Annotated in this window: 21 protein-coding genes and 2 pseudogenes; 17 read left to right on the top strand and 6 right to left on the bottom strand. The window is 40.5% G+C overall.

Features of this window, described 5'->3' with window-relative positions; translation table 11 throughout:
• Window positions 1-27: 27 nt before the first annotated feature.
• From F3G86_RS04425 to F3G86_RS10930, 7 genes and pseudogenes are all read left to right on the top strand, one after another.
• The gene (locus F3G86_RS04425) at window positions 28-2,373 is read left to right on the top strand and encodes a PD-(D/E)XK nuclease family protein (protein WP_149723099.1); all 2,346 of its coding nucleotides are present in this window, start codon (window positions 28-30) and stop codon (window positions 2,371-2,373) included.
• Complete coding sequence (locus F3G86_RS04420) at window positions 2,370-5,189, top strand: RecB-like helicase (RefSeq protein ID WP_149723098.1); 2,820 nt, start codon at window positions 2,370-2,372, stop codon at window positions 5,187-5,189. Before F3G86_RS04425 ends, F3G86_RS04420 begins: the two co-directional genes overlap by 4 nt.
• A gap of 80 nt (window positions 5,190-5,269) precedes the next feature.
• Entirely contained in the window at window positions 5,270-5,698 is a 429-nt protein-coding gene (rplM, locus tag F3G86_RS04415; RefSeq protein ID WP_002939292.1) for a 50S ribosomal protein L13, read from the top strand.
• 2 nt (window positions 5,699-5,700) lie between these two features.
• Window positions 5,701-6,090 carry a 30S ribosomal protein S9 gene (gene rpsI / locus F3G86_RS04410; RefSeq protein ID WP_002939337.1) on the top strand — a complete coding sequence of 130 codons (390 nt, stop codon included), beginning with the start codon at window positions 5,701-5,703 and terminating at the stop codon, window positions 6,088-6,090.
• A 154-nt stretch (window positions 6,091-6,244) separates the two neighbouring features.
• Window positions 6,245-7,258, top strand: a complete 1,014-nt coding sequence (locus F3G86_RS04405; protein WP_103567781.1) for an OmpA family protein — start codon at window positions 6,245-6,247, stop codon at window positions 7,256-7,258.
• A 73-nt stretch (window positions 7,259-7,331) separates the two neighbouring features.
• Window positions 7,332-7,970 carry an HAD family hydrolase gene (locus tag F3G86_RS04400; RefSeq protein WP_149723097.1) on the top strand — a complete coding sequence of 213 codons (639 nt, stop codon included), beginning with the start codon at window positions 7,332-7,334 and terminating at the stop codon, window positions 7,968-7,970.
• A 396-nt stretch (window positions 7,971-8,366) separates the two neighbouring features.
• Window positions 8,367-8,501 (top strand): annotated as a pseudogene (locus tag F3G86_RS10930) (hypothetical protein); the annotation flags it as partial.
• A 51-nt stretch (window positions 8,502-8,552) separates the two neighbouring features.
• On the opposite strand, the gene F3G86_RS04390 reads toward F3G86_RS10930, so the two are convergent.
• Together F3G86_RS04390 and F3G86_RS04385 are read right to left on the bottom strand one after the other, a co-directional pair.
• Window positions 8,553-9,692 (bottom strand): BaiN/RdsA family NAD(P)/FAD-dependent oxidoreductase, encoded by a 1,140-nt coding sequence (locus F3G86_RS04390; protein ID WP_149723096.1) that lies wholly within the window; start codon window positions 9,690-9,692, stop codon window positions 8,553-8,555.
• A complete protein-coding gene (locus F3G86_RS04385; protein WP_149723095.1) occupies window positions 9,689-10,990 on the bottom strand; it encodes an MFS transporter in 1,302 nt (433 codons plus the stop codon). The genes F3G86_RS04390 and F3G86_RS04385 overlap by 4 nt, the downstream gene beginning before the upstream one ends.
• 112 nt (window positions 10,991-11,102) lie before the next feature.
• On the opposite strand from F3G86_RS04385, the gene F3G86_RS04380 reads away from it, so the two are divergent.
• Window positions 11,103-11,744: a non-canonical purine NTP pyrophosphatase gene (locus F3G86_RS04380; protein WP_149723094.1), complete on the top strand. Its 642-nt coding sequence runs from the start codon at window positions 11,103-11,105 to the stop codon at window positions 11,742-11,744.
• Here the strand turns inward: F3G86_RS04380 and F3G86_RS04375 are convergent.
• On the bottom strand, window positions 11,737-12,459 hold the full coding sequence (locus F3G86_RS04375) for a tetratricopeptide repeat protein (protein WP_149723093.1): 723 nt from the start codon (window positions 12,457-12,459) through the stop codon (window positions 11,737-11,739). The two genes, F3G86_RS04380 and F3G86_RS04375, sit on opposite strands and share 8 nt — an antisense overlap.
• A gap of 93 nt (window positions 12,460-12,552) precedes the next feature.
• Between F3G86_RS04375 and F3G86_RS04370 the strand changes: the two genes are divergently transcribed.
• Window positions 12,553-13,764: a saccharopine dehydrogenase family protein gene (locus tag F3G86_RS04370; protein ID WP_149723092.1), complete on the top strand. Its 1,212-nt coding sequence runs from the start codon at window positions 12,553-12,555 to the stop codon at window positions 13,762-13,764.
• A 354-nt stretch (window positions 13,765-14,118) separates the two neighbouring features.
• On the top strand, window positions 14,119-15,651 hold the full coding sequence (locus tag F3G86_RS04365) for a DNA recombination protein RmuC (RefSeq protein ID WP_149723091.1): 1,533 nt from the start codon (window positions 14,119-14,121) through the stop codon (window positions 15,649-15,651).
• Window positions 15,652-15,704: 53 nt separating this feature from the next.
• On the opposite strand, the gene F3G86_RS04360 is transcribed toward F3G86_RS04365, so the two are convergent.
• The 3 genes from F3G86_RS04360 to F3G86_RS04350 form a co-directional block, all read right to left on the bottom strand.
• The gene (locus tag F3G86_RS04360; protein ID WP_087583500.1) at window positions 15,705-16,310 is read right to left on the bottom strand and encodes a DUF6803 family protein; all 606 of its coding nucleotides are present in this window, start codon (window positions 16,308-16,310) and stop codon (window positions 15,705-15,707) included.
• A gap of 131 nt (window positions 16,311-16,441) precedes the next feature.
• Entirely contained in the window at window positions 16,442-17,155 is a 714-nt protein-coding gene (locus F3G86_RS04355) for a TorD/DmsD family molecular chaperone (RefSeq protein ID WP_149723090.1), read from the bottom strand.
• Window positions 17,148-18,821 carry a 4Fe-4S binding protein gene (locus F3G86_RS04350; RefSeq protein WP_149723089.1) on the bottom strand — a complete coding sequence of 558 codons (1,674 nt, stop codon included), beginning with the start codon at window positions 18,819-18,821 and terminating at the stop codon, window positions 17,148-17,150. Before F3G86_RS04350 ends, F3G86_RS04355 begins: the two co-directional genes overlap by 8 nt.
• A gap of 154 nt (window positions 18,822-18,975) precedes the next feature.
• Between F3G86_RS04350 and selA the strand changes: the two genes are divergently transcribed.
• From selA to fdh3B, 7 genes and pseudogenes are all read left to right on the top strand, one after another.
• The gene (selA, locus tag F3G86_RS04345; RefSeq protein ID WP_149723088.1) at window positions 18,976-20,301 is read left to right on the top strand and encodes an L-seryl-tRNA(Sec) selenium transferase; all 1,326 of its coding nucleotides are present in this window, start codon (window positions 18,976-18,978) and stop codon (window positions 20,299-20,301) included.
• Entirely contained in the window at window positions 20,298-22,118 is a 1,821-nt protein-coding gene (gene selB / locus F3G86_RS04340) for a selenocysteine-specific translation elongation factor (protein ID WP_149723087.1), read from the top strand. The genes selA and selB overlap by 4 nt, the downstream gene beginning before the upstream one ends.
• A gap of 53 nt (window positions 22,119-22,171) precedes the next feature.
• A complete protein-coding gene (locus tag F3G86_RS04335; RefSeq protein WP_103649732.1) occupies window positions 22,172-22,879 on the top strand; it encodes a thioredoxin domain-containing protein in 708 nt (235 codons plus the stop codon).
• A 278-nt stretch (window positions 22,880-23,157) separates the two neighbouring features.
• Window positions 23,158-23,364, top strand: coding sequence for a twin-arginine translocation signal domain-containing protein (locus F3G86_RS04330; protein WP_009294906.1), 207 nt, complete (start codon window positions 23,158-23,160; stop codon window positions 23,362-23,364).
• Window positions 23,365-23,375: 11 nt separating this feature from the next.
• Window positions 23,376-23,636 (top strand): annotated as a pseudogene (locus F3G86_RS10755) (hypothetical protein); the annotation flags it as partial.
• 60 nt (window positions 23,637-23,696) lie between these two features.
• Window positions 23,697-26,351: a formate dehydrogenase subunit alpha gene (locus tag F3G86_RS04320; RefSeq protein WP_223228553.1), complete on the top strand. Its 2,655-nt coding sequence runs from the start codon at window positions 23,697-23,699 to the stop codon at window positions 26,349-26,351.
• Window positions 26,352-26,361: 10 nt separating this feature from the next.
• Window positions 26,362-26,922 (top strand): formate dehydrogenase FDH3 subunit beta, encoded by a 561-nt coding sequence (gene fdh3B / locus F3G86_RS04315; RefSeq protein ID WP_021084543.1) that lies wholly within the window; start codon window positions 26,362-26,364, stop codon window positions 26,920-26,922.
• The last annotated feature ends 22 nt before the right edge of the window (window positions 26,923-26,944 follow it).

The raw sequence follows: 26,944 nt of genomic DNA, 5'->3' as shown, positions 1-26,944 counted from the left end.
CATTTTTTAAAAATTTAAGAGAGTAAAATGCGCAATCTAAATCAACTTTTCGTCTTTACAAACTCGCGTAAGATCAGGGAATTTAACGCTGGTTTTAATGACGAGCTAATCCCAAAAAGTCTAAGTATCGCAGAGTTTTATAAAAAGGCCGTTTTTGTAAATGGCCGCTTTGAGTGCGATAGCACCTACGCTTTAGTGCTTATGAACAGAGCCTGTGCCAGCGTCAAAGAGGCAAACTCGGTGCTTAAAATCCCAACTGAGTTTTTTGAGTTTTTGAAAAACAACGACTATCTTTTTTCATTTTTTAAAGAGCTTGCTATCAGTAAAAAGAGCATTGCTGATATCAAATTTAACGACATTTATGCTGATTTTGAGGAGCATTTAAGCATACTTGAAGCGGTTTTAAAAGAGTATGTGAGCTTGCTTGATAAAGAAGATCTTTATGATGATATAACCCTGCCAAAAATTTACTCCATAAACGAAGCTTACATAAGAAGTTTTAGTGAAATTTCACTGCACATTGATGGCATTTTAAGTGAGTTTGAGTGGGAAGTTTTAGAAAAAATCTCAAAACTAACAACGCTAAAGATCATCTTTCAAACTAGCGTTTTTAACAAAAAACTAATAGAAAAGATAAGGCAAATCTCAGCCATTAGCGAGTTTGAAAACTATAAAAAATATGAGCTAAATTTAAACACAAACGAGCTAACCTGCCTAGAAAATATCACAAAATTTGAGCCAGTTTTAGTAAGAGAATTTGCCACAAGAAGCTTGCAGTGCGCTTACGCTATGGCAAAGGCGAGCGAGTTTGTGCGCGAGGGCATAAAGCCTGAAAACATCGCTGTCATCTTGCCAGATGAGAGCTTTAGCGAGATTTTAAGGCTTCATGATGACGCTAAAATTTTTAACTACGCCATGGGCGAGAGCTTTAAAAATACAAAATTTTATGAAGCGCTTTACTACATCACAAGAGCGATCAATGAAGAGGCAAGCCCAGTTTTTGATCAAAGCAAGTGTGAGAGCTACGAGGAGCTTGGCTTTATTTTAAGCGAATTTGGCGTGAGCGAGCAGCTTTTTGAGAAATTTAGGGCTAGCTATTTTGAGCTGTGCGAATTTGCTAAATTTAAAGAGCTAATAGATGAGCTTTTGGCGCTTGAAAATGAGCCAAGATGCGAAGAGAAGCTCGCACTTGAGCTTTTTAGGATGGAGAATTTATGCAGGTATTTTAGCTTTAGTCTAAAACAGCTAAGTGAAATTTTCTTGCTAAATATCTCGCGCCTAAGCATCGACGACGTGGGCGGCGGAAAGATCAGCGTCATGGGCATGCTAGAGAGCCGTGGGATGAAATTTGATGGCGTCATTATAGTTGATTTTAACGACAACTTTATCCCCGCAAGAAGCGCAAATGAGATGTTTTTAAACTCAAAAGTGAGGCAAAAAGCGGGGCTTATAAGCTATGTGGAGCGTGAAAATTTGCAGAGATTTTACTACGAAAGCCTCATAAATAACGCCAAAAAAGTGGCGATAAGCTGCTGTGTAAATGAAGAGAGCATACCTTCAAGATTTTTAAAAAATTTCAAAACGATAAAAGATGAGAAATTTAGCGATGAGGCCTATTTGAAGCTATTTTTAAAAGGAGAGGCGAGCTTAAATTTAAAAGACGATGAGATTATTTTGGAACATGATTTCTTCGCAAACCCACTCTCGTTTTCGACGCTAAATTTATTTCTAACCTGCCCAAGAAAATACTACTACACAAAGATAGCTGGCATAAAGCCTGCAAAAGGCGTATCAAAAGAGCTTGGCACAAAGCAAGGAAATAGCGTTCATAGCGCACTTTTTGAATACTATACGAGTGAATTTTATAAGCAAAATAACACCTTTGATCTAGCCGTTTTTAAAGAGATGCTAGCAAAGCAAAATCTTACGCCACTTGAATTTGAAATTTGGACGCATAAATTCAAAGAGTATGAAATTTGTGAAAACGAGCGTTTAAGGGCTGGTTTTAGGGTGCTTGAGTGTGAAAAAGAGGTGCAAAGCGAGTTTTGCGGCGTGCAGATAAAGGGATTTATCGATAGGATCGATGCGGATGCAAGCGGCGACGTGCTTATACTTGATTATAAAACGGGCGAGGCAAATGTAAATTCGCTCCAGCTTGCCTTTTACGAGGCGCTTTACGGTGGCAAGGTGCGAAGTGCTTACTATGCCCTAAAAAACGAGCCTAGCTTAGTTAGCTCGAAAAAAAGCGTAGAGGATCTAAACGGCGAGATAGAAAAGCTAAAAGGCATAAACAAAACCAAGATAAATTTTGAAAGAAAGAGCGGTGCTTGCGCATTTTGCGAATACGCTACACTTTGTAGGAGAGAGTTATGAAAAATTTTTTAGCCCTAAAAGCAAGTGCTGGAAGCGGTAAAACCTTTGCACTAAGCGTTCGTTACATCGCTTTGGTGCTTCGAGGTGAAAATATAAACGAGATCGTCGCTCTAACTTTTACAAAAAAAGCAGCAAACGAGATGAAAGAGCGTATAATCGCCACTTTTTTGGACTTGCAAAACAAAAAAGGCGAGCTTGAAGCGGTGTGCGCAGAACTTGATATAAGCCAAGATGAGGCGATAAAAAGGCGAGATGAGAGGCTTAGCGTCTTTTTGCAAAGTGAGCTAAAAATTTATACATTTGATGCGTTTTTCTCTGGGATTTTGAAGAAATTTAGCCAAAATTTAGGCATTAGCCCTGATTACAGCGTGCAAGATAGCTTGCAAGATCTGGCGTGGAAAAAATTTGTAAAAGAGGCGAGCAAGGATAAAAAGCTTCTTAGTGAGCTTGCCTTAATGATGATCATTTCAAGCCAAAAAGAGGCTAGCTTTTCGCAGACTTTGGCGAAATTTTATGAGAGCTTTGGTGGCGAGCTAAAAGATAGTGGCGCAAGCTATCCAGATGATAGCAAAGTAAGGGCGGCGCAAAGGGCGATAAATGAGCATATAGCCTCGCAAAATGGCGCTAGCGATGTGGCTAAAAAGACATTTGGTGAGCAGAATTTATTTGAGCTATTTAAGAATAAGGTTTTTGCTAGAGAAAGCCTAGACTACCGCACTTTTAACAAAATTTATACCCCAGAGCTTGATAGACTCTTTTTTGAGCTAAAAGAGGCAGCGAAAAACTACATTTTAGAGGTCGAAAAGTATAGACTAAGTGGCTTTAGCAAGCTATTAAAGCTTTATAAGGCTTCAAATTTAGAGCTAAACAAGGAGATAAATGCGCTAAGTTTTGCTGATATAAACAAGCTGGTTTTTAAGCTTTTGGTGCAAAGCTTAGACAAAGAGGCGCTTTATTTTAGGCTTGATGGCAGGATAAATCACCTCTTAGTCGATGAGTTTCAAGATACAAACGTGATCCAGTATGAAATCATCTTACCGCTCATCGCTGAAATCGTCTCTGGATACGGTCAAAACGGGCTTGGAAGCTTCTTTTACGTGGGCGACACGAAGCAGAGTATATATAAATTTAGGGGTGGCAAAAAGGAGCTTTTTGACAAGCTTGGAGATGATTTTAGCCAGATAGATATAGAAAATTTGCCAAGCAACTACCGCAGTTTAAAGGCTTTGGTGAAATTTAATAACGCCGTTTTTGAAGAAATTTATCATAGATATGGGCTTAGCTTTGAGCCGCAAGAGCCAGCTAAAAAAGATGAGACGCTAAGCTACGAGGTAAGTGGCGAGTGTGCGTATTTTGAAGTAGAGAAGGACGACTACGGCTACTTGCGTGTGCTAAGTGATGAAGATATCGCAGGTGCGGTCGTTTCGCAGACAAAAGAGCTTTTAAAAGCTGGCGTAAATGCAAGCGATATAACTGTGCTTTGCTGGAAAAATAGCGACATTAGCCTCATCTCAGAAGTGCTTAGTAGCGCAGGGATAAAAAGCGTCAATGAAGGCACTTTGGAGCTAAAAAGAACGCCACTTGTCGCTGTGATCATAGAATATGCGAAATTTTGCCTCTTTAAAGAAGAAATTTATGAGAAAAATGTAAAAGCGCTAGTAAATGCAAATGTCAAAAAACTAAATATAAAGCCAGAGGTGAGCGCGACAAATAGCCTATTTTACCTAGCTAAAAATCTAGGCATAAGCATGGCAGATGTTGATATTTTAAGGCTATTTGAGCTAAGCGCGGGATATAAAAATTTAAGTGATTTTATATTTAACCTTGAAAACTTTAGCTCTAAAATCAGCCCAAAAAGCAGCGACGGCGTGAGAGTGATGACCGTGCATAAGTCAAAGGGGCTTGAGTTTGCTCACGTCATAGTTTGCGACATGATGGGCAAGGGTAGGGGTGATGACTCAAATTTCATAACCGAATACAACGAAAAGGGCGAGTGGATCGTAAAGAGTAAAATTTCAGGCAGGGAAAATTTTGACAGCGACTACGCAAGCGTTTTAGAGCAGATGAAAGAGCTTGAAAAGCAAGAAAATATCAATAAAATTTACGTCGCTTTCACAAGGGCAACAAAGTCGCTCATCATCATCAAACAAGCCGTCCCAAGCGGAAATAGCCCAAGCTTTTTTTCATTTTACACAAGAAGCGACAAGAGCGAGGCAAACGACTATCTTGATCTAAAAGAGTTTAGCTTTGGCAAAATTTTACCTAGTAAAACTGAGCAAAAAGAGCTAAAAAAAGATGAAAAAATGCCTGAAATTTTAAAGATAGAGAGGCAAGAGGTTGAGGTAAAAGAGCAAAAGACGAGTGGTAAAAATTTAAGTGCGATATATTTTGGTCTGGCGTTTCACTATCTGCTTGAGATGAGCGAGAAATTTGATGAAATTTCACTAGAAAAAGCTAAAAATTTGATGCTAAATAAATTTCATAAATTTTTGCCACTTGAAGCACTTGAAGATGCCTTTTTTAGGGCAAAAATGCTTATAAGTGAGCCAAAATTTATAGAGTGCATAAAAGACAAAGAAATTTATAAAGAGCAGCCGTTTAAAGTAAAAAATGAGCTAAAGCAGATGGACCTTTTTTGCTTTAATGAGCGTGAAATTTGCGTGATTGATTATAAAACGACAGATAAAAATATAGAAGAGAACAAAAAGCAGGTAAAAGAGTATAAAGATGCGCTTTCTAAATTTTATGAAAAACATAGTATAATCGCCGTCATCTTCTATGCACTTGAAGGCAAAATTTCATATATTGAAGTTTAAATGCTACTTAATTTAAGCTTTATCAAAGCATTGTTTAAATACAATCACAACTCAAAAATTAACTTGGCAAAGGTAAGAAAATGACAAAAATAACAAAGCCAAACGAAGTTAAGCGAGACTGGATCGTAGTTGATGCAGCTGGTAAGCGCTTTGGTAGATTGCTAACAGAGGTAGCAACTATACTTCGCGGCAAAAACAAACCATGCTTCACGCCAAACGTAGATTGTGGCGACTATGTTATCATCATAAATGCTTCTAAAGTAGAATTTACTGGTAATAACAAAGCTGAAGATAAACTTTATCACAGACACTCAGGATATTTTGGCAGCGTAAAGAGCGAGAAATTTGGCGATTTGATAGCAAATAAGCCAGAAAAACTATTTAAATTAGCTGTTCGTGGCATGCTTCCAAAGACAAAACTTGGAAGAGAGATGATAAAAAAACTAAAAGTTTATGCTGGCAGTGAGCATCCTCATACGGCACAAATAGCTAAAAAAGAAGGAAAATAATTATGGCAAAAGTTTATGCAACTGGTAAAAGAAAAACTGCCGTAGCAAAGGTTTGGATAAAGTCTGGAAGCGGTAAAATCGTAGTAAATGGTATGGATCTTAACACTTGGCTTGGCGGTCACGAGGCTATCAAGCTTAAAGTTATTCAACCACTTTTAGTAACAAAACAAGAGAGTTTAATAGACGTAGTAGCTACAACTTTAGGTGGCGGTTATTCAGCACAAGCTGAGGCTTTAAGACACGGCATTTCACGTGCTTTAGCTGATATGGATGCTGATTTTAGAGCAGCTCTTAAACCAAAAGGCTTGCTAACTAGAGATTCTCGTGTTGTTGAACGTAAGAAATTTGGTAGAAGAAAGGCTAGAAGAAGCCCACAATTCTCTAAACGTTAATGGTTTTTTGCAAGTGCTTTTGCATTTGCAAAATTTAGGTTATGTAAATTTCAGATTTACATTAAGAATTTGGTTATAATTTAAAGTTGATTTATTTTTATTTAGGTAAAATTATAGTCAACATTAAAAATCCCTATTTGAAAGGAATTCTATTATGAAAAAGATTGCTTTAGCTATGGTTGCCGCAACAGCGGTTTTTGCGTCTAACGCAGCATACAACTATGAGATCACTCCAACTATCGGCGGTGTTCATCCAGAAGGAAATCTACGTGTAAAAGACCACAACTTTGTTGGTATTAGAGCGGCTAGAAACCTTGAAGATTTCTTTTTTGATCAAGTTGAACTTGGTGTTGATTACTCTCAAAAACTAAAAGAGAGAACAGGTAACGTTGTAAGAGAGGGTAGAGCTCTTAGATACCACGCAAACCTTGTAAAAAATATCGTTGACTTTGGACCAGTTAGCCTATATGGTTTAATCGGTGCTGGTTATGAAGATGTTCCAGCTATTTTTGTTAAAAACGAAGATGGCGGTTTTGGTCAATATGGTCTTGGTTTAAGATACCAAGTTACTGATAGATTTGCTCTTAAAGCAGAGGCAAGAGACGCTATCAAATTTGAGCACGCTGATCACAACCTATTCTATTCACTAGGCTTTGGCATCGGTCTTGATTCAAAAGCAGCTCCAGTTGTAGCAGCAGCTCCAGCAGCTCCAGCAGCAGCTCCAGCTCCAGTTCTTGATGATGACAATGACGGCGTGCCAAATGATATTGATCAATGCCCTAACACTCCAGCTGGTGTAGTTGTTGACGAAAGAGGATGCGAGAAAGTTATTGTCCTTAGAGATCTAGATGTTAACTTCGCATTTGATAGTTACAAAGTTGGACCAAAATATGCGGCTGAGATCAAAAAAGTAGCTGACTTTATGGGTGAACACCCAGATTATAAAGTTGTACTTGCTGGTCACACTGATAGTGTAGGTGCAGAAGCTTACAACCAAAAACTATCTGAGAAAAGAGCAAAAGCAGTGGCTGAGGTTCTTGCTGGTTACGGTGTAGAAAAAGCTAAAATTTCTACAGTTGGTTACGGCGAACTTAAACCAATCGCTACAAACAAAACTAAAGAAGGTCGCGCTGAAAACAGACGTGTTGAAGCTACTTTCAACAAATAATTTTACTATTTAAAATTACTTCTTTAGGGCTTGGCTTCGGCTGAGCCCTTTTTTTATTTCTGCGGAGATTATCATGAAAAAAACTATACTTTTTGACTTAGACGGCACACTTATAGATTCTACTTCTGCTATTTTAAAAGGTTTTGATGCGGCGTTTTTAGCTCACGACAAGAAAGAGCCTGATCATGATGCACTAAAGTCCCTAGTAGGATATCCGCTTGAAATAATGTTTGAAAAACTTGGTGCCAAGAAGAATTTAATAGGTGAATACGTAAAAGAGTATAAGGCTTGCTACGAGAAGATCTATTTAGACGAGACCGTGCTTTTACCGCATGCTATGGATGCTTTAAAAGAAGCTAGCGTGTTTGCTGATGTTGGTGTTGTTACGACAAAGACATCAAAATTTTCTATAATTTTACTTGAACATTTAGGTGTTATGAAATTTATAAAAACGGTTGTCGGACGAGATGATGTCGTTAATCCAAAACCAGATCCAGAACCTATAAATTTAGCTTTAAAGAGACTAGACAAAGAAAAAGATAATGCCTTTATGATTGGCGATACCATCATGGATCTAAAGGCTGCTAAAACTGCTCTTATAACTGGCGTTGGCCTTACATGCGGATATGGTAAAGAGTCTGATTTAAGGCAGTTTAGCGAGCATATATTTGCAAATCCACATGAGGCTGTCAGCTTTATCAAAGAAGCTTGATAGTGAAAGTTTATTAAAGTACTTGGGTCTGATACTATTTAAACATAAATTTATTCATAAATTTTTATTTTAGCTTATTACAAAATGCTTTAGATGGATCAAAAAGAATTTTCTAATTTCATATCAAAAATGCCTGCTACTATTTTGATATGATCGTTGATCTAGGCAATCCTTACTTTTAGTAAATTCTGCATTTTATTTGTTGTTTTAGATAAATTTACTAGCAAAATATGCAATTAAAATGCTTGTATTAGAATTTATTATGTAGAGATTTTGTAGGCATTGAAAAAGAGCAAGAATTTATAAATATTGCACTTAAGCGAAAGGCTGAGCTAGAAGCAAATTTTATAAAATTTAGAGATAAATTTAGTGATATAAAGTTGCTTGAGAGCTTAAAATTTGGTTAGATTTAAGATCCCATACTTCACAACTATCCGCGCAGCACTTGCAGCTGCTAAGTCTCTAAGCACAGTTCAAACTGGCAAAGCACTTGAGGTAAAAAGCTTGCAAGAGTATCTAAGCGAGAGATAGTAAATTTAGTGGCAGTTTTAGCTGCCACTAGCTAAATTTCACTCTTTAAATTTAGCTATTTTTTATTGCATTTGCCGCTTTTAGAGCGCTTGCAAATGCAAAATGCAGGTTATATCCACCAAGCATACCAGTGATATCTAAAACTTCACCTATAAAGTAAAGCCCCTTTACGCTCTTGCACTCTAAATTTTCATCTAAAAAATTAGTTTTTACACCACCTTTTGTAACTTCAGCCCTTTCAAAGCCAAATGTCCCAGCTGGGGCAAACTCATAAGCAAAAACCCTTTTTATGATGCTCTTTTCATCATCACTAAATTCATAATAAGCTCTATCTTTTAAGCCAAAATTTCTTAAAAACTCCAGCACAAATCTCTTTGGCAAAGGCAAAACTGAACTAAGCTGCTTTTTGCCATTTACTAAATTTTTCTCACTAAATTTAGGCAAAAAATTTATACAAATTCGCCCCTTTTGCCAAAAAAGTGAAGCATTTAGTATCGCTGGACCGCTTATGCCCCTGTGCGTAAAAAGCAGATCGCCACTAAATTTATAGCTCTCATTTTTGCCATTTATCACTACATCTGCGCTTAGACTAACACCGCTAAGCTCTTTAAACCAAAACTCATCTTTTTGCACGCTAAAGCCAACAAGAGCAGGAGTGGTAGGTGAGAGCTCAAGGCCAAATTCGCTTGCTATCTTGTAGCCAACGTCGCTTGCGCCAATGGCTTTGTAGCTTAGTCCGCCACTTGCGATGACTAAATTTCTAGCTCTAAATTTCTCATCTTTTGTCAAAATTTCAAAAATTTCATCTACTTTTTTAGCGCCGACAACCTCTTTGTTATAAAAAATATCTGCATTTTGCCTTTTTAAAAGCAGGCTCAAAACACTCTTTGCGCCGTTATCACAGAAAAATTGATTTTGCTTTTGCTCGCTAAATTTAAGCTCACTAAAAAATTTCAAAACTTGATCAGGGTTTAGTACTTTTAAAATTTGCTCTATAAATTTTTGCTCGCCAAGGTAGTTTTTGGCGCTTACAAAGCGGTTTGTGATGTTGCACCTGCCACCACCGCTTGCTAAGATTTTTTTGCCAGCGCTGTTGTTTTTCTCTAAAATGGCAACCTTTTTGTCCTTTAAATTTGCCCCTAAAAAGAGCCCGCTAGCACCAGCACCAACGATGATGACGTCGTAGATCAAAACTTCAAGCTCTCTTTTAAGGCCTCCTCGCTTGTTAGGCGAGAGTCAAATTTGATCACTTGATTTTTCTCATTTTTGTAATAATCAACCACGCCTTTTTGGCCGTTTAGAAGCTCTAAATTTAAGCTCGCTTCTGGGCTTAGGTAGATATTTTTAAAGATTCTTGGATCACTCAAGCTAAAGAGCAAAACAATCCAAATCACGCAAAGCACCACACAGATGGTGGCAAGCACTTTAAAGTCAAAGGCGTGCATGATGTATCCGCCAACAGCGCCCCCAACGAAGCTGCCAAAGTAGCCAAATGAGTTAAAGATGCCAAGAGCGGTGCCTTTTTGTGAAGATTTTACAAATTTTGTCGCGGTTGATTGCATGATTGGCTCGTGAAGGTTAAAACCTACAAAAAATATCGCGATGCCAACCACAAAGATAAATTTTGTAAAGCTCAAGGCAAAAATGGTGTAGGTTATGGCAAAAAGCAGCGTGCCTGCTATCAAGATGACCTTGCTAAGCCCCTTGCCATCGCCCAAAGCGCCAGCTAGCCCCATAGCCAAAAATCCAAGCACAGCGCCAAGCGTATAGACCTTGTAAAGCTCGCTGCTCTCATAGCCATACTCCCTTACCAAAACGATAGGGATCACCAAAAACGCGATGCTTGTGAGCATTTTTTGCATGAAAGAGGTGAAATTTATGATCATGTAGTCTTTTTGCAAAAAGAGCTTGCCAAATGGCACCTTCTGGGCCTTTTCGCTCACTTTTATCTCTTTTGGCACGACGGTGTAGAGTAGCACGACGCAAAGCAGGCTAAGAGCAGCGCTTAGATAAAAGAGGCTTGAAAGTCCGTAGTCTTTGGCAAGTAGCGGTCCAAGCACCATCGAAAGCGTAAAGCTAAGCCCTATAAAAGCGCCCATTATCGCCATGGCTTTTGAGCGATTTTCTTCAGCCACAAAGTCGCTTATCATCGCTGTTGCCACGGCTCCTACAGCCCCCACACCTTGTAAAAACCTGCCAAAAAGCATCGTGTAAATTTCACTTGCTAGAGCGCAGACGATAGAGCCAACCACAAAGATCAAAAGCCCGATGGTTAGCGCTTTTTTGCGGCCGATCTTATCTGAAAGAGCGCCAAAAGGCACTTGAAATATCATCTGTGAGATCGCATAGACGCCTACTATTAGCCCAACTAAAAATTCGTTTGCGCCCTCTAAATTTAGGGCATAAAGGCTAAGCACCGGTAGGACTATAAAAAGTCCAAAAAATCTGCTAGCTACAATAAAAGATAGTGGCAAAACGCTTTTTAACATAAATTTTCCCTTATTTTTAAAAGGACTAAGTTTATCATTTTAACACTAATTTAAATTTAAAAATTTAATCTACTTTTTTGTAAAATACGCCCAAAAATCAAGGAGTTTTGCGATGAAAATCGTGCTTGCGACATCAAATTTAGACAAAGTAAAAGAGATAAAAGAGTTTTTAAAAGGCTATGAAATTTACGCACTAAGCGAGGTTGTGAAGCCATTTGAGATCGTTGAAGATGGTAGCACTTTTCAGCAAAATGCGCTTATAAAGTCAAGAGCCGTCTTTGCAAAGCTTAAAGAACAGGGGCTTGAGGGCGAATTTGTCTCACTTAGCGATGATAGTGGCATCAGCGTGGATGCGCTTGGTGGCGAGCCAGGGATCTACTCAGCTCGCTACTTTGATCTTGATGAAAATGGCAAAGTGCGTGGCAAAAACGCAAATGACGCAAACAATAGAGCAAAGCTAATTAGCAAGCTAAAGGCGCTAAATTTAAAGAGCTCACTAGCTCACTACACCGCCTGTATCGCCATTAGCTCAAAATTTGGAGACTACACGACGCACGGCTTTATGTACGGCGAAGCGATAAACGAGGAGCGTGGCACAAACGGCTTTGGCTACGACGCACTTTTTATCCCAAATGGCTTTAACAAGACGCTTGGCGAGCTAGATAACGAGACAAAGCTTAAAATTTCTCACCGCTCAAAGGGGCTCGAGCTTGCAAATTTCGTGCTAAAGAGCCTAAAGAAAAACTTTAGTTAAGCTCCTTTAGCCCCTTGCTGGCTCGCTCCAAAAGACCAAGCGCACGAGGGTTTTGCTCCTTGCCTTTTAAAATTTCAAGTACTTCTTTGTAGTTTTTGGCGGCTTGATCTTTTCCATCAAGCTTTGCTAGGTCGTTAGCGACCTCTATTAAAAGCTCTGATCGCACAAGCTCGTTATTGCTTAGATCTGGCGTGATATCAAGTAAATTTAACGCTAAAATGTGGTTTTCGTAGGCTTTCGCAAAGTCATTTTTCATGTAGTAGGCGTTACCGATGGACTTTATGCAAAGCAGCTCGTCGCGCATTGGGGTATTTGGCGTGACGTCATAAATTTTTTGAGCTTCTTGAAAATTAGCAAGCGCTTCGTCATATTTGCCTAGCGCCTTTTTTGCCCCGCCTATGTTTTGATAAGAGCGCGCTAGCAGCAGTTTGTCGCTAACGTTTGCCGCAAGCTCTAGGGCTCTTTGTGAGAGCTCTAGTGCCTTTTGTGGCTCTTTATTTACTAGGCAAATACTGCCGCCATTTATGAGCGAAGTGATCGCCTGCTCAGTGTTGCCATCTTTTAAGCAGACATCAGTCGCTTGCTCGGCTAAATTTATGGCTCTCTCCAAATTTCTATCGCTTTTATAAAACTCATTCACACTCTCTTGCACCAGCTCGTCGCAGCTACTTGCAAAGAGGCAAATAGGCGCTAAAAATGGCAAAATTTTCTTCATCTTTTTACCTTTAAAATTTGGCTCATTTTACCTTTTGAAGCTAGAAATTTATATTAACTTTGCTAAAATCACTAAAATTTTAAGGAGCCAAAAATGTCAAATATCTTAATCATCGGAGCAGGTGGCGTTAGCCAAGTCGCAACCGTAAAATGTGCGATGAACTCGGATGTTTTTACAAATATCACCCTTGCAAGCCGCACAAAAAGCAAGTGCGACGCGATCGCTAAATTTATAAAAGATCGCCTTGGCGTGCAGATAAACACCGCGCAAATCGACGCTCACGACACAGAGGCTGTGGTGGAGCTCATCAAACAAACAAAGGCTGATCTGCTTCTAAACGTCGCGCTGCCATATCAAGACCTAACTCTCATGGACGCTTGCGTAAAGTCTGGCATACCTTACATCGACACCGCAAACTACGAGCACCCAGACACCGCAAAATTTGAGTACAAGCTTCAGTGGGCGAAGGATGGTGACTTCAAAAACGCTGGCACCATGGCGCTTCTTGGCTCTGGCTTTGACCCAGGCGTGACAAACGTATTTTGCGCTTATGCACAGCAAAATTTATTTGACGAGATCCACGAGATCGACATCCTAGACTGCAACGCTGGCGATCATGGATATGCTTTTGCGACAAATTTTAACCCAGAGATAAATTTACGCGAAGTTAGCGCAAATGGCCGCTACTGGGAGGCTGGCAAATGGATCGAGACAAAGCCTATGCAGATAATGTTTAAGTGGGACTACCCAAAAGTAGGCGTCAAGGACAGCTACCTGCTCTATCACGAGGAGCTTGAAAGCTTAGTAAAAAACATCAAAGGGCTAAAGAGAATTCGCTTTTTCATGACCTTTGGACAAAGCTACCTAACTCACATGAAATGCCTAGAAAACGTCGGCATGCTGCGTATCGACGAGGTAGAGCACAACGGCATGAAAATAGTGCCGATCCAGTTTTTAAAGACGCTTCTGCCTGACCCTGCAAGCCTTGGCCCGCGCACAAAAGGCAAAACAAACATCGGCTGCGTGATACGTGGGCTAAAAGATGGCAAAGAGCGCCAAGTCTATATCTACAACGTCTGCGACCACGAGGCTTGCTACGCTGAGACAGGCGCGCAGGCTGTTAGCTACACCACAGGCGTGCCAGCGATGATCGGCTCGCTAATGGTCGCAAAAGGCATCTGGAGCGGAAAAGGCGTCTTTAATATGGAAAATTTCGACGCAAAACCTTTCATGGACGAGCTAAATAAGCAGGGGTTGCCGTGGGAGGTAATCGAAATGAAGCCAGGAGAGAGATACGAAGTTTAAAATTTTTTAGACTTGTCTCGTGAGTGTCTTTTGCGGAGCTTGAAATTTTCACCCTTCGACAGACTATATGTCTAGTCTCGGGATGAAAATTTCTTCGCCTCTGCTAGCAGTTGCGACCCTTGGGGATGCAAAGCCCAAAATCCATCTCACGATACTTCGTCAGAGACTTTGTGGCATTTAAATTTAATAACACACTAAATCGAATTTCGTCTCGTCTAAGCGAAAAATACTTCACCTAAATTTATTAAATTTAACCACTAAATTTTATCTCTCCTTTTTGGTTGCAAGCTATTTTTCACAACTCTTTTACAAATTTTCAAATATAATAAAGCCAAAATTTAAAAGGAAATTTCGGTGCTAACGATAGAAAATTTATATATTTTGGTGGCAGCTCTTGCGCTTGTTTGCGTGGTGTTGGCAGCTTTTTTGATAAATGCAAAGATGCAAAATGCAAAACAAAGAGAAGCTTTAGAAAATTTACAAGATGAGTTAAAAGATAGCGAGCGGCTAAATATCGAGCAAAGAGCAAAGCTTGAGGCAAATAGCGACAAGATAGATGAGCTAGCTAAAAATTTAGACGAGTATAAAATTTCACTCAGACAAAAAGATGAAAAAGAGGACGAGCTAGAGCGTGAGTTAAGGCGTCTAAATGAGGAGCTTGGCAGCCAGACAAAGATGGCTGAGATGGCAAGGTCGCTATCTTTAAATTTACAAAGCGAGCTTAGCGCAAAAGAGGATGAACTAAAAAGATCAAACGAGAGCGAAAACGAGCTAAAACGCGCTATCGTTGCTCTAAAAAGCGAGATCGAGGCCAAAGAAAACATCCTAAGATCGCAAGAAGAGAATTTAAAAAAGGTAAAAAACGAGCTAAATTTAGAGTTCGCAAACCTTGCAAATAAGATATTTGAAGAAAAAAGTGCAAATTTCTCAAAAAACAGCAAAGAGTCGCTTGAGCTCTTGCTAACGCCACTTGGAGAGAAGATAATAAGCTTTGAAAAGAGAGTAAATGACGCCCACAGCGACTCGCAAAAGAGCGCAGGCGAGCTTAGCGCGCAGCTAAAAGAGGTGGTCGAGCTTGGCAAAAATATGTCAAAAGAGGCAAACTCGCTAAGCACGGCGCTAAAAGGCAGCAACAAGGTCCTTGGTAACTGGGGTGAGATGCAGCTTGAGCGCACACTGGAGGCTGCTGGGCTAGAAAAGGGCACGCACTACACTACGCAAGAGAGTTTTGACGTGAGTGGCAAAAAGCTCATACCTGACTTTGTCATAAATTTCCCAGACGACAAACAGATGATAATAGACAGCAAAGTCTCACTCCACGCCTACGAAAAGGCAGTCGCTGCGGCTGACCCGGCGCAGAGCAAGCTAGCCCTTAGCGAGCACATCGCTTCGATAAAAAAGCACATCGACGAGCTAGCTAAAAAAGACTACTCATCGCTTGTGAAAAGCCCTGATTTTGTGCTGATGTTTGTGCCAGTTGAGCCGGCATTTTTGGAGGCTTTGAAATTTGATCCAAATTTATTTAACTACGGCTATGAGAAAAAAGTGGTGCTAGTCTCGCACACGACGCTCATGCCGCTACTTCGCGTGGTGGCAAATTTATGGCGCATGGAGCATGGCAACAAAGAGGCAAAAGAGATCTTAAAGAGTGCAAATGAAATTTATGAGAAATTTTGCACCGTCGCTGAGAAGCTAAATAGGCTTGGAAACTCGGTGAGATCGGTAAATGATAACTTCAATGAGGTCGTTAAAAGCGTGAGTGGTCAAGGTGGGCTTGATAGCAGGCTGGAGAAATTTAAAAAGATCGCTATAAATCCCAAAGATACGCAGATAAAAGAGCTTGAAGCAAGACCTAGAGAGATCTTGCTAGCTAGCTCTAAAGAGTAAATTTAGAAATTTAGAGCAAAGGTTTTTTAGCAGGCGCTAAAGAGCCTTTAAATTTAGTGATGCATATGCATATTAGTTGAGTTATCATCACTCATCTGTTGCATATCCATCATCATCTTGTGGTGATCATGCATCGGCATATCTGCTGGCATGTTCATTGGCATGTTCATCTGCATATCCATCGCGCCATCATTAGCCTTATAGCCTGTTATAGTAGGATCAACCATACCAAATATCATCGCGACGTGTCCGACGATCAAGAAGAAGATAAGCAGGCAAAAGTGAAGCTTTAGCTTTGCCTTTTGGCTTGCGTTTTTATAGATCAAATTTAGCTCTAAAAGGGCGATGCCAAGAAGTGGGATGACGCCGATGAGATATGAGTAGATAGCGATGACATCGGCATATCCGCGCCATTTTATGGTTGGATAAATTTTTGCTATAAAGTAGATCACAAGAGCTGTAAAATAGACCCCAAGCACTATGCCAACAAATTTGCTAACGGCCTTAAAGCCAGCATTTTTGCCGCTATCCATGTGATACATCGTGAAAAACTCCATCGCGACTAAAAGCTCCGCAAGCCCCATAGGTATCACCATGTAGAGGATTAGATTGTATGGTTGATTGAGCGATAAAAGCTCCATGTAGTGTGTCATTACCATTGTAAATCCTTTGTAAAAATTTAAAGGAATTTACTACCAAAGGGTTAAGATAGTTATAAAATATTGAGAATAGTTGTGAGATCTAAGCGAATGTTAAATTTACTCCTAGCTTGGCTAAGAGTAAATTTAAGCTAGTCTTTAAACTCGTGTGAGATAACTGGGGAGAATTCCTCCCAGTGAAGCTTGGTTTTAATAGTTGGCATCTTGCTTTGAAATGGCTCTTTTTTAAGCGCTGCCATAGCGACGCTATCGCCTTGTGGCTTGGCTGGTGCCTCTAGGCTTAAAACGGCTCTTTCAAGCTCGATGAAGTCTTTTAAAATGATCGCATACGAGCGGAAGAAATTTGCATTTTTATGAGCTAAAAGTAGCGAGCCAAACTCATCTACAAATAAATTTAAAGTCTCGCCAAAGAGCTTGTCGCTGATATTTTTTGCGCCATTAAATTCATCACTTAAAAATGTTGCCATCGCTAAAAATATAAAGCCGACATAGTCCTCGCTATCCTTGCAAAGCTCTTTATCACGCCTATATGGGCTAAGTTTTAGGCAGTGTATCACCCTAAGTCTAGCCGCGCCGTTATCTCTACCCTCTTCATAAAATGAGGCGCTTAAAGGGATATTTGTAAAGCCAAAAAGAACGTCATTTTGCTCGCTTGTAAGCTCATCAAAGCTAAATTTATCTAAATTTGCAAACGCCTCTGCGCTTTGCTCGCTCAAAGGATTTTGCGCTAGGTAGCTAAGCTGCTCTTTCCATCTCGCAAACCCCTCATCACTGGTGTGAAAAAAGAGTGGATACGCCAAAAATTCGTAAAAATATGACCTTGCTTTTATGATATTTTTATCCATTTAATAAATCCTCTTTCATCGCATTTAGCTGGGCTTGCACCATGATCTTTGCCTTGCAGTCAGCGCAGCAGTAAAGTGACTTGATCTTGGCTCTGTCGTTGCCAAAACGTGGCTGCATGATCGATGCGATCTTCTCGACCGCCTTTTTAGTCGCAAACTCTTTTCCGCACTCCACGCAGGCAAATAGCTCGTCGTGCGCAAGCTCGCTATAAACGAAAAACTCAGGCTTAAGAGCGATCTTGCCGACCTCAAGTGAGATGGTGTTTTTCTCAGCGCAGCTTAGCTCGCAGTAGCCGCAGGCGGTGCAAACGCTTGGGTTAAATAAAATCGAATTCGTCTTTTTATCAGCCACCAAAGCACTTACGTTACAAGCTCCAACACAGCTAAGGCAGAGCGTACAGGTGTCAGCATTTATCGTGACTTCGCCATATCTTATCATCTCGCCGCTTTTTACGACGCCAAGATCGCTCTCTCCTACGATAAACTCAAGTCTTTTGGCAAAAATTTCTCTCTTTGGCAGCGCGTATTCTGTCATTGAATGCTGTGAGCCATCAATTAGTTTAGCTTTTTTTAGCGCATTTTCAAGGCTAGCCTTGTCTTTTGCGTGGTAGATCGCGGTCTCTTTAAATTTAAGCTCATAAATTTGATTTAAGATGCTAATGGCGTCTTTTTCGCCCTTGCCAAGGCTCTTGCTATATAAAATCACACTCGAGCCACTCTCTTGAAGAAGCGTTAAAAAGTGCGTTTGGCTTAAGAAGTGGGCGGCTGAGATGGCAAAAGGCAGGACATTTTCTGGTAGGCTCACATTTAGCTCATCTAGGCTCATCTCCTCAGGCACGATAAGCGCGGTCTTGCCTTTATAAAGCTTTGCCACAGCGGCGAATGAGCTTTGCGGCATTAGCGTGTAGTCGAGCGCGCCACTAGGGCAGACGCTGATGCAGTTTCCGCAGTTTGTGCAATCTATCTGTGAAAAGACGAGGTGCTTTGTCTCGTCCTCTTTTAAGATGGCAACCGTTGGGCAAACCTCGGCGCAACGTCCGCAAATTTCACTCCTGCGCTCGTGATACTGGCAGATTGATGAGTCGTATTGAGTAAAGCTTTTGTATCTAAATTTTGGGCTTTTTGCGTTTAAAATTTCAAGCACTTTTTCATCTTTTAGCCCTGAAATTTCGTAGCAACCGCTTTGCTTTAGCATATAGTCCCTTGCGTTTTCAACTAAGAAAAAGTCGCAATCAACCTCAAATTCGTCATTTGCTCTAAGCACCAAAACGCTTAGCTCGCCAGCAGCGCCATATATAAATTTAACCTCAAAGTGCGTAAGCTCGATCACTTTGTAGCCATTTTCTTTTAGTAAATTTGCTAGCTCTGCTCGGCCTGAGTTGCTTACTATGACGACATTTTTGCCGACCTCTTTTTCGTAATCCACATCCTTTGCCATGTCAAAGGCGCTCGCTCTTGCCTCGTAGAGTAAAAGTGTGTTTTTGGCTTTTTCTAAGACGTTTGCGGTGGTATTTTTAAGGTAGAAATTTATCTCAGGTGCGATGATGCTTGCTTTTAGCTTTGGAGAGTTTGAGACTAGATAGTCGCCATTTTCGTTGTTGATCTCTATCTGCTCATTTAGCATCAAAGCGTCGTCAAAATCGTTATAAAAGCCAAATTCTTTCATTATTTCTCCTATTATCAAAAACAGGCTTATTCTAATATTAATGGGATTAATAGACTCTGAAATTTATATCCTCTTTTTTTGCTCTAAGTTTTAATTTATAATATTTTTATGTTAAAATCACGCCTTGGTAAAACTAACTTACTAGGAGCGCAAATTGAACGATTTAAGAAATATCCCACAAGTTGATAAGATCATAAAAAACGAAGCATTTTCGGGACTTGATACGAGTTTAGTCACTATGCTTGCAAGGCAAATTTTAGATGAGGTTAGAGCTAAAATTTTAAATGAAAATGCTAGCTTTAGTGGCGAAGAGATAATAAATTTGATCCTAGATGAGTATCATAAATTTAACGCAGCAAGCCTTCAAAGGGTGCTAAATTTAACCGGCGTTGCCGTACATACAAACCTCGCTAGAAGCGTTATAGATAAAGAAATTTTAAACCGAGCGACACCTGTTATCACAGGATATTCAAACCTAGAGTACAACCTAAAAACAGGCAGCCGCGGCAATAGATATGACTACGTTGGCTCGCTAATAGCAAGAGCCTTTGGTTTTGAGGACGCCATCGTTGTAAATAACAACGCAAGCGCTGTATTTTTGGTGCTAAACACCTTTGCAAAGGGCAGAGAAGTGGTCGTTAGCAGGGGCGAGCTAGTCGAGATCGGCGGCAGTTTTAGAGTGCCAGAGGTGATGGCAAACGCAGGCTGCATCCTAAAAGAGGTCGGCACTACAAACAAAACTAGGCTAAAGGACTACGAAGAGGCAATCAGCGAAGATACGGCGATGCTGGTAAAAGTCCACCGCTCAAATTTTGACATCGTTGGCTTTAGCGAAGAGAGCTCGGCAAATGAGCTAAGCGAGCTAGCAAGCAGGCAAAATTTGATAGATTATTTTGATCTTGGCAGTGGATTTTACGGAAATTTGCCATTTAATCTTGACAAAAACGAGCCAGATCTAAAAAATTTAAAAGATGTTTCGCTAGTTAGCTTTAGCGGTGATAAGCTGCTTGGTGCGGTGCAGTGTGGCATCATTGTTGGCAAAAAAGAGCTCATCGCAAAGCTTAGAAAAAACCAACTCTTAAGGATGCTTCGGGTCGATAAGGTGATCATCTCGCTTTTAGCTGAGAGCATAAAAGCCTATCTAAACAAAGAATTTGAGCTAATCACAACGCAAAAACTGCTTCATAAAAGTGTAAAAGAGCTTGAAAGCTTGGCAAATTTTATAAATAAAAATTTAAAAACACCGCTTGAGATAGTGCGAACTTCGACCTTTGTAGGGGGTGGTGCTATGCCAAATAAAAAGATCCCAAGCGTGGCGCTTGCATTTAGTGGAGAGGCAAATTTAAACGAGCTAAAATTTAGGCAAAAAAAGGTGATCGGACGCATAGAAAATGACAAATTTATGCTTGATCTTAGATCGCTTCTTGATGATGACGTAGAGACGCTAATAAAAATAATAAATGAAACGGAAGAAAAATGAGTTTAATAATAGGAACAGCAGGGCATATCGACCACGGAAAAACCGCGCTTATAAAGGAGCTAAACGGCTTTGAGGGGGACAATCTTGAAGAGGAGAAAAAGCGTGGTATAACGATCGATTTAAGCTTTTCAAATTTAAGTAAAAATGATGAAAATATCGCATTTATCGACGTGCCAGGGCATGAAAATCTCATAAAAACGATGATAAGCGGCGCGTATGGCTTTGACGCGTGCTTGTTTGTGGTGGCGGCAAATGACGGGCTTATGCCTCAAAGCTTGGAGCACCTTGAAATTTTAAATCTTCTTGGCGTGAAATCCGTGATCGTAGCGCTTACAAAGTGCGATCTGGTCGATGAGGCCACCATAAATTTAAGAAAAAAAGAGATAAGAGATGAAATTTCTAAATTTAAAAACCTGCAAATTTTAGAAATTTTCGCCGTTAGCATAAAGGATAAGGCGAGCATCGATGAGCTTAGAAACTACCTCTTTACGCTAAGAGCCAAAAAGCGCGATGAGGAGGGCGTTTTTAGATACTACATCGATAGGGTTTTTAGCCTAAAAGGTATCGGAAATGTCGTAACTGGCACCGTGATAGAGGGAAGCGTTAGTAAAAACGATAAGCTTTTTAACTACGACGCTGGCAAAGAGGTACTAGTAAGAAGCGTGCAAAGCCACGATAAATTCGTTGATAGCGCTGGAGTTAGCAGCCGCGTGGCGCTTAATCTAACTGGCATTGAGCTTAGCGAGCTAAAAAAGGGTCAGCTGCTTAGCAAAAAGGGCTTTTTTAGGGGATTTAGAGAGGTTGATGCAGTCGTAACTGCTAAGAATTTGATACATTCACAAAGCGTGACATTTTGCGTGGGCGCTAAAAACGTCCCTGCAAAGGTGCTAATACTAAGCCAAAAAGATAATAGCTACTTTGTGAGCTTTAAATTTCAAAGCGATATGTTTTTGAAATTTGACGAGGCCTTTGTGCTCATCTCAGATGCGCGCGTGATAGGCGGTGGTAGGGTGCTAAACCCTGTGCTTGAGCCACTAAAAAAGGCTGGCAAAATTCTCTTTTTAGCCTCGCTTTTAAAGCATGATTTTGTTGAAGCTTTTTCTATCTTAAAAGAGGCTCACAAAAATGGCTTTGGCATCATCTCTTCTTATCAAAGATTTGGTCTAAATCACGAAGAGGCCGTAAATGTAGCCAAAAAAGTCTCAAATGTTTTTGTCGATGAAAAGGCTTTAAATATCTACGATCTAAGCGCGGTTGAGCGGATAAAATCAGCCATTAAATTTATGATAGAAAAGAACGAATTTGCTGTCTTTTCAGCTCAAAGTATCAGCCTAAAACTTGCTTGGGCTAGCCAAAATTTAGCCCAAAAAGCGCTTGACGAGCTTGAAAGTGCAAATTTGATCGCCAAAGATAGCGGTGTCTATACCAAAAAAGGCGTTGATCTTAGCAAGCTAAAAGTAAGGCTTGAAGAGAAAATTTATGAAATTTTAGAAAGTGGCAAGCTAGCCCCAACAGCGCCATATAATATATATGATGAGTTAGAGATCGACAGGGTTAGCGGCGATAACGCTCTTAAAAAACTCACCGCAATGGGTAGGGTCATAAGGCTGGAGCATAACCTTTTCATCACCAGAAATTCACTAAAAATGGCACTTGATAAACTAAGAGAGATCATAAAAAATCAAGGCTTTGTAAATGTCACAAACGCAAAAGATGAGCTAAATTTAAGTAGAAAATATGTAATCGCCTACCTTGAGCAGCTCGATCTTGAGAGTGACATAATGAAGCAGGGAAATGATAGGGTTTTTCGCAGTTAGTATTCATTTACAAAAAGCAAATATAATCCGCCAAATTTTTAAAAAGGATAAAAATGAAAAAAGTGATCTTAGCCTCAGTTATTGCGGCAACTAGCCTAATGGCAGCAAGCGATAAGCAAATAGAGGACTTCTACTCTCAAATGGTTGATAGCAGCGTAAAAGTAAAGGTAGCTGACCGTCACAAAGTTGCAGGCGACATCGAAGCTGTCGTTGTGAAGTTAAGCAAAGATGGCAACTCACAAGATGAGATAGTATTTACAAAAGGCGACTTCATCTTCCCAGACGTGATCGATCTAAAAGAGCAAAAATCATACCTAGCTGAAGTGAAAAAAGAGGTCATCGCAAAGGGAATTTCTAAAATTTATAAAGATGAAGACAAGGCAAACATCATCGTTCTTGGTAGCGACCCTAAAAAGCCAACTATCATAATGTTTTCAGACCCAGAGTGCCCATACTGCAGAGCTGAGCTAGCTAAAATCGAGACAACGCTAAAAGATAGCAACGTAGAGATCGTCCTAACTCCAGTGCATGACGTCTCATCACTTCAAAAAAGCTCGCTAATCTACAAAGATGCAAAAGCCGCTAAGAGTGACAGCGATAAGGTTAAAATTTTAAGAAAATACTACGCTGAAGACTACAATGTAGATGATAAGAGCGTTAGCAAAGAAGATGTCGCAAAGATCGACAATCTGCGCAAAAAATACTTTGCAGCTGGCGTTAGGTCAGTGCCATTTATCGTAAATAAAAGCGATCTAAAATAACATTTTCTAGGGAGCTCTCCCTAGAATTTCTACTACAAATAAATTTTATAAATTTAAAGTATATTTAACTATATTTTTAATAAATACTTAACATTCTTAATTAAACTTTTATATTTACTTTGCTTAACTTATAAATATGCTAAATTTACATAGTTTAACTTTAGGGTGCTAAAATGCCATAAAATAGGCTATTTGCGATATTTTAGAAATTCTAAATATGCAAATTTTACATATTATTGAACCAAATTTCTCAAATTTTTGAGGCGTAAGGAGAAAAAATGCAAGGATCAAGAAGAGATTTTCTCAAAAAATCTCTAAAAGTCGGTGCTGCCGGCGGAGTACTCGCAGTCTCAGCCGTAGCGAAAGTGACTAGTGATGACTTGGCTCCTGATGACAATGGCGTTGTCGTAGGCAAGTCAAACAAAAAAGAGGTGCTTTATAAAAAAAGCAAAAACTGGGAAACCTACTATAAAATCGCATACTAAGGGAGAAAACCATGAGTGATGCACGTATAGGAAGACGTTCATTTTTGAAGCTAGCCGCACTAGGTGCTGGCACCACAATGGCTTTTGGACAAAATGATACGATAAGACACGCTAGCGCAGAGGAGATAAAAGATCCTTTCCCTGGCTCAAAAAAGGTTAGAACTATTTGTTCTATATGCTCAGCAGGCTGTGGTATCGAGGCTGAGGTACAAGATGGTGTTTGGGTTCGCCAAGATATGGCGATGTTTCACCCGATATCTCAAGGCTCACACTGCTCAAAAGGTATCGATCAGATCGACCTTACACACAGCAAGCAACGCATCAAATATCCTATGAAAAAGGTTGATGGCAAATGGCAGAGAATTTCATGGGATCAAGCTGTAAATGAGATCGGCGATAAGATGCTTCAGATCCGTAAAGAAGACGGCCCTGATAGCGTTATATTCTTAGGATCTGCGAAATTTAACAACGAGCAAGCATATTACTTTAGAAAATTTGCTGCGTTTTGGGGCACAAACAGCAACGACCACGTAGCAAGAATTTGACATAGCGCAACAGTCGCCGGTGTGGCGAATACTTGGGGTTATGGCGCGATGACAAACCACTTTGGAGATATGGCTGCAAATTCAAAATGTATATTTATAATAGGTGCAAATCCAGCTGTGGCAAACCCAGTTGGCGGCATGAAGCACACTTTGCAAGCAAAAGATAGAAACAACGCAAAGGTGATCGTAGCTGATCCAAATTTTACAAAATCAGCCGCACACGCTGATCTCTATCTAAGACAAAGATCAGGCACAGATATAGCGCTTGTTTATGGACTTATCCACATCATCTTAAAAAATGGCTGGGAAGATAAAGAGTTTATAAAAAATAGGACTTATGGTATCGACGAGATAGCAAAAGAGGCTGAGCACTGGACACCAGAGGTCACATCTGACGTTACAGGCGTGCCAGTTGATAAGCTAATGGAAGCTGCAAATATCCTAGCTCACACCAAGCCAGGCACGGTGATCTGGGCACTTGGTATCACTCAGCACTCAGTTGGTAGCTCAAATACTAGAATTTTACCTATCCTTCAACTAATCCTAGGCAACATGGGCAAACCAGGTGGCGGCTGTAACATCATCCGTGGCCACGACAACGTTCAAGGCTCAACCGATATGTGTAACCTCTCAGACAGCTTGCCGATGTATTACGGACTAACTGACGCGGCTTGGAAGTATTACTGCCAAGGCTGGGGCGTTGATTATGACGAGTTTGTAAAACGCTTTGCAGTCTCAACCAAAGAGCCAAAACAAGGCGGCACGCCAGTTAAAAACACTGTTTTTGAAGAGTATTACTACCACGATCCTAAAAACCCAGAGGATAGAAACTGGAGAAATGAAAAAGGCTGGTCGCTTTCAAAATGGTGGCAAGGCGTCTTAAAAGAGGAAAATACCTTTAGCAGTGGTGCGTTAAGAGTCCTTTGGGTTCAAGGAACTGGCCTAACATCTATGGCGCACCTAGCTAAAATTCAAGAAGCGGCTTCAAAACTAGATATGATCGTAGTTGCTGAGCCATTTGTAAATGAAATTTCTATCCTTTCAGATAGAAAAGATGGCGTTTATATCTTGCCAGTGGCAACTGCCTTTGAAAACGAAGGTCACCTAAACGCTACAAACCGCTCAGGTCAGTGGAGAACAAAAGTCGTTGATCCACTTTATGAGAGCAAGGGCGATCACGAAGTAATGTTTGCATTTGCTAAGAAATTTGGCTTTTACGATGAATATGTAAAAGGCATGAAGATGGCTGTTGTAGATAGAGAGCTAAAACAAGTTAAAGATGACTTTGTATGGCCAGATGACGCGACAAATGAGATAGCAAGGGTTGGAAATTCTATCGGTTATGGCGGCAGAACTGCTGAGATGTTTAGACGTCACCAAGCAAACTGGGATAAATTTGACCCAGATACACTAATAGGTCTTGGTGGCGAAGTAAAAGGCGAGTACTACGGCAAGCCATGGCCAGCATGGGATGAAAAACACCCTGGCACACCGATACTTTACGATATGAGTAAGCCTTATGCAGAGGGCGGCTCTGGCTTTAGAAACCGCTTTGGCTTAGAGCATAACGGAGTTAGTCAGCTAGCTAGCGAAGAGAGCACGCTTGTTGGCTCAGCTATAAAAGGTGGCTACCCACAAATCACAAAAGATAATATAGAAAAAGTCCTAGGCATCACTCTAACAGAAGAGGAGAAGGCTAAGATAGGACCTAGCTGGAGCATGGACTACAGCGGTATCATCTTAGAAAAATGTCGTGAAAAAGGTGTCGTGCCGTATGGTAATGCAAGGGCTAGAGCTATCGTTTGGGAATTCCTTGATCCTATTCCAAAACATAGAGAGCCTATCCACTCACCACGATGGGATCTTGTCCAAAAGTATCCGACATTTGATGATCAAGCTAGAAATTTCCGTGTTTCTACTAAATTTAAGTCAGAGCAACAAGCAAAAGACTGGTCAAAAGAGTTTCCTATCGTATTTAGCACGCAACGCGTCGTAAATTTAAGTGGTGCGGGAATGATCGAAAGAACAAGTAAATATCTCTCAGCCATCACACCTGAGATGTTTGCTAATGTCCATCCTGAGCTTGCTTTAAAATATGGTATAAAAGATCGCGATATGATGTGGATCCACAGCCCACAAGGCACGAAGATCAAAGTAAGATGCTACCACAGCTATATGGTCACTCCAGATAGAATTTGTATGCCTTACAACTTCGCTGGTGTTATGCAAGGTGTCGATCTCTCAGCTCGCTACCCAGAGGGCACTAAGCCTTATGTCATCGGCGAGAGCTTTAACACAGTTACTAACTACGGATTTGACCCTGTTACTCAAATTTCAGAATTTAACGCAGGTCTTTGCCGCATAGAAAAAGCTGAGGAGAATACCTTTAAAACATCGTTTTATCACGAGTATGGCGAGAGAGACGCCTTAGGTAAAGAGTAAGGAGAGAAAAATGGCAAGAATGAAATTTTTTGTAGATACTAATAGATGTATCAGCTGCTTTGGATGTCAAGTCGCTTGCTCTTCTGCTCACGAGCTTCCAGTAGGAATTTATAGAAGAAAGGTTATCACGCTTCACGATGGCATCGAGGGCAAAGAGGTATCAACTACTATCGCGTGCCAGCACTGCACCGACGCGCCTTGCGAGCAAGTTTGTCCAGTCGATTGCTTCTACATTAGAGCTGATGGCATCGTACTTCACGATAAACACAAGTGCATAGGCTGTGGATACTGCTTATATGCTTGTCCATTTGGTGCGCCACAGTTTCCTAAAGATGGGGCATTTGGCGTAAAAGGCGTAATGGATAAATGTACTATGTGCGCAGGCGGTCCAGAGCCAACTAACTCACATGAGGAGAGAGAGCTTTACGGTCAAAACAGAATGGCTGAGGGCAAAGTGCCTATGTGTGCGGCTATCTGTTCTACAAACGCGCTTTTAGTTGGCGACGCTGCTGAGGTCTCAAATGTATATCGCAAACGCGTTATGCTAAGAAATACAGGACTAAACGTATAACACTAAGGAGGGCGTTTGCTCT

Origin of the sequence: Campylobacter concisus (genome assembly GCF_902460595.1) — a bacterium.
In the GTDB taxonomy this organism is placed as follows: domain Bacteria; phylum Campylobacterota; class Campylobacteria; order Campylobacterales; family Campylobacteraceae; genus Campylobacter_A; species Campylobacter_A concisus_BL.
Note: the sequence above shows the minus strand (reverse complement) of the source record. Positions and strands in the feature narration are given on the sequence as shown.

Coding starts and splice junctions, on each gene's coding strand:
- F3G86_RS04370 (WP_149723092.1), top strand. CDS start 12,553: ATGTCAAATATCTTAATCATCGGAGCAGGTGGCGTTAGCCAAGTCGCA.
- F3G86_RS04330 (WP_009294906.1), top strand. CDS start 23,158: ATGCAAGGATCAAGAAGAGATTTTCTCAAAAAATCTCTAAAAGTCGGT.
- F3G86_RS04405 (WP_103567781.1), top strand. CDS start 6,245: ATGAAAAAGATTGCTTTAGCTATGGTTGCCGCAACAGCGGTTTTTGCG.
- fdh3B (WP_021084543.1), top strand. CDS start 26,362: ATGGCAAGAATGAAATTTTTTGTAGATACTAATAGATGTATCAGCTGC.
- F3G86_RS04335 (WP_103649732.1), top strand. CDS start 22,172: ATGAAAAAAGTGATCTTAGCCTCAGTTATTGCGGCAACTAGCCTAATG.
- F3G86_RS04400 (WP_149723097.1), top strand. CDS start 7,332: ATGAAAAAAACTATACTTTTTGACTTAGACGGCACACTTATAGATTCT.
- selB (WP_149723087.1), top strand. CDS start 20,298: ATGAGTTTAATAATAGGAACAGCAGGGCATATCGACCACGGAAAAACC.
- F3G86_RS04420 (WP_149723098.1), top strand. CDS start 2,370: ATGAAAAATTTTTTAGCCCTAAAAGCAAGTGCTGGAAGCGGTAAAACC.
- F3G86_RS04380 (WP_149723094.1), top strand. CDS start 11,103: ATGAAAATCGTGCTTGCGACATCAAATTTAGACAAAGTAAAAGAGATA.
- F3G86_RS04425 (WP_149723099.1), top strand. CDS start 28: ATGCGCAATCTAAATCAACTTTTCGTCTTTACAAACTCGCGTAAGATC.
- F3G86_RS04350 (WP_149723089.1), bottom strand. CDS start 18,821: ATGAAAGAATTTGGCTTTTATAACGATTTTGACGACGCTTTGATGCTA.
- F3G86_RS04360 (WP_087583500.1), bottom strand. CDS start 16,310: ATGGTAATGACACACTACATGGAGCTTTTATCGCTCAATCAACCATAC.
- F3G86_RS04385 (WP_149723095.1), bottom strand. CDS start 10,990: ATGTTAAAAAGCGTTTTGCCACTATCTTTTATTGTAGCTAGCAGATTT.
- F3G86_RS04355 (WP_149723090.1), bottom strand. CDS start 17,155: ATGGATAAAAATATCATAAAAGCAAGGTCATATTTTTACGAATTTTTG.
- rplM (WP_002939292.1), top strand. CDS start 5,270: ATGACAAAAATAACAAAGCCAAACGAAGTTAAGCGAGACTGGATCGTA.
- F3G86_RS04375 (WP_149723093.1), bottom strand. CDS start 12,459: ATGAAGAAAATTTTGCCATTTTTAGCGCCTATTTGCCTCTTTGCAAGT.
- rpsI (WP_002939337.1), top strand. CDS start 5,701: ATGGCAAAAGTTTATGCAACTGGTAAAAGAAAAACTGCCGTAGCAAAG.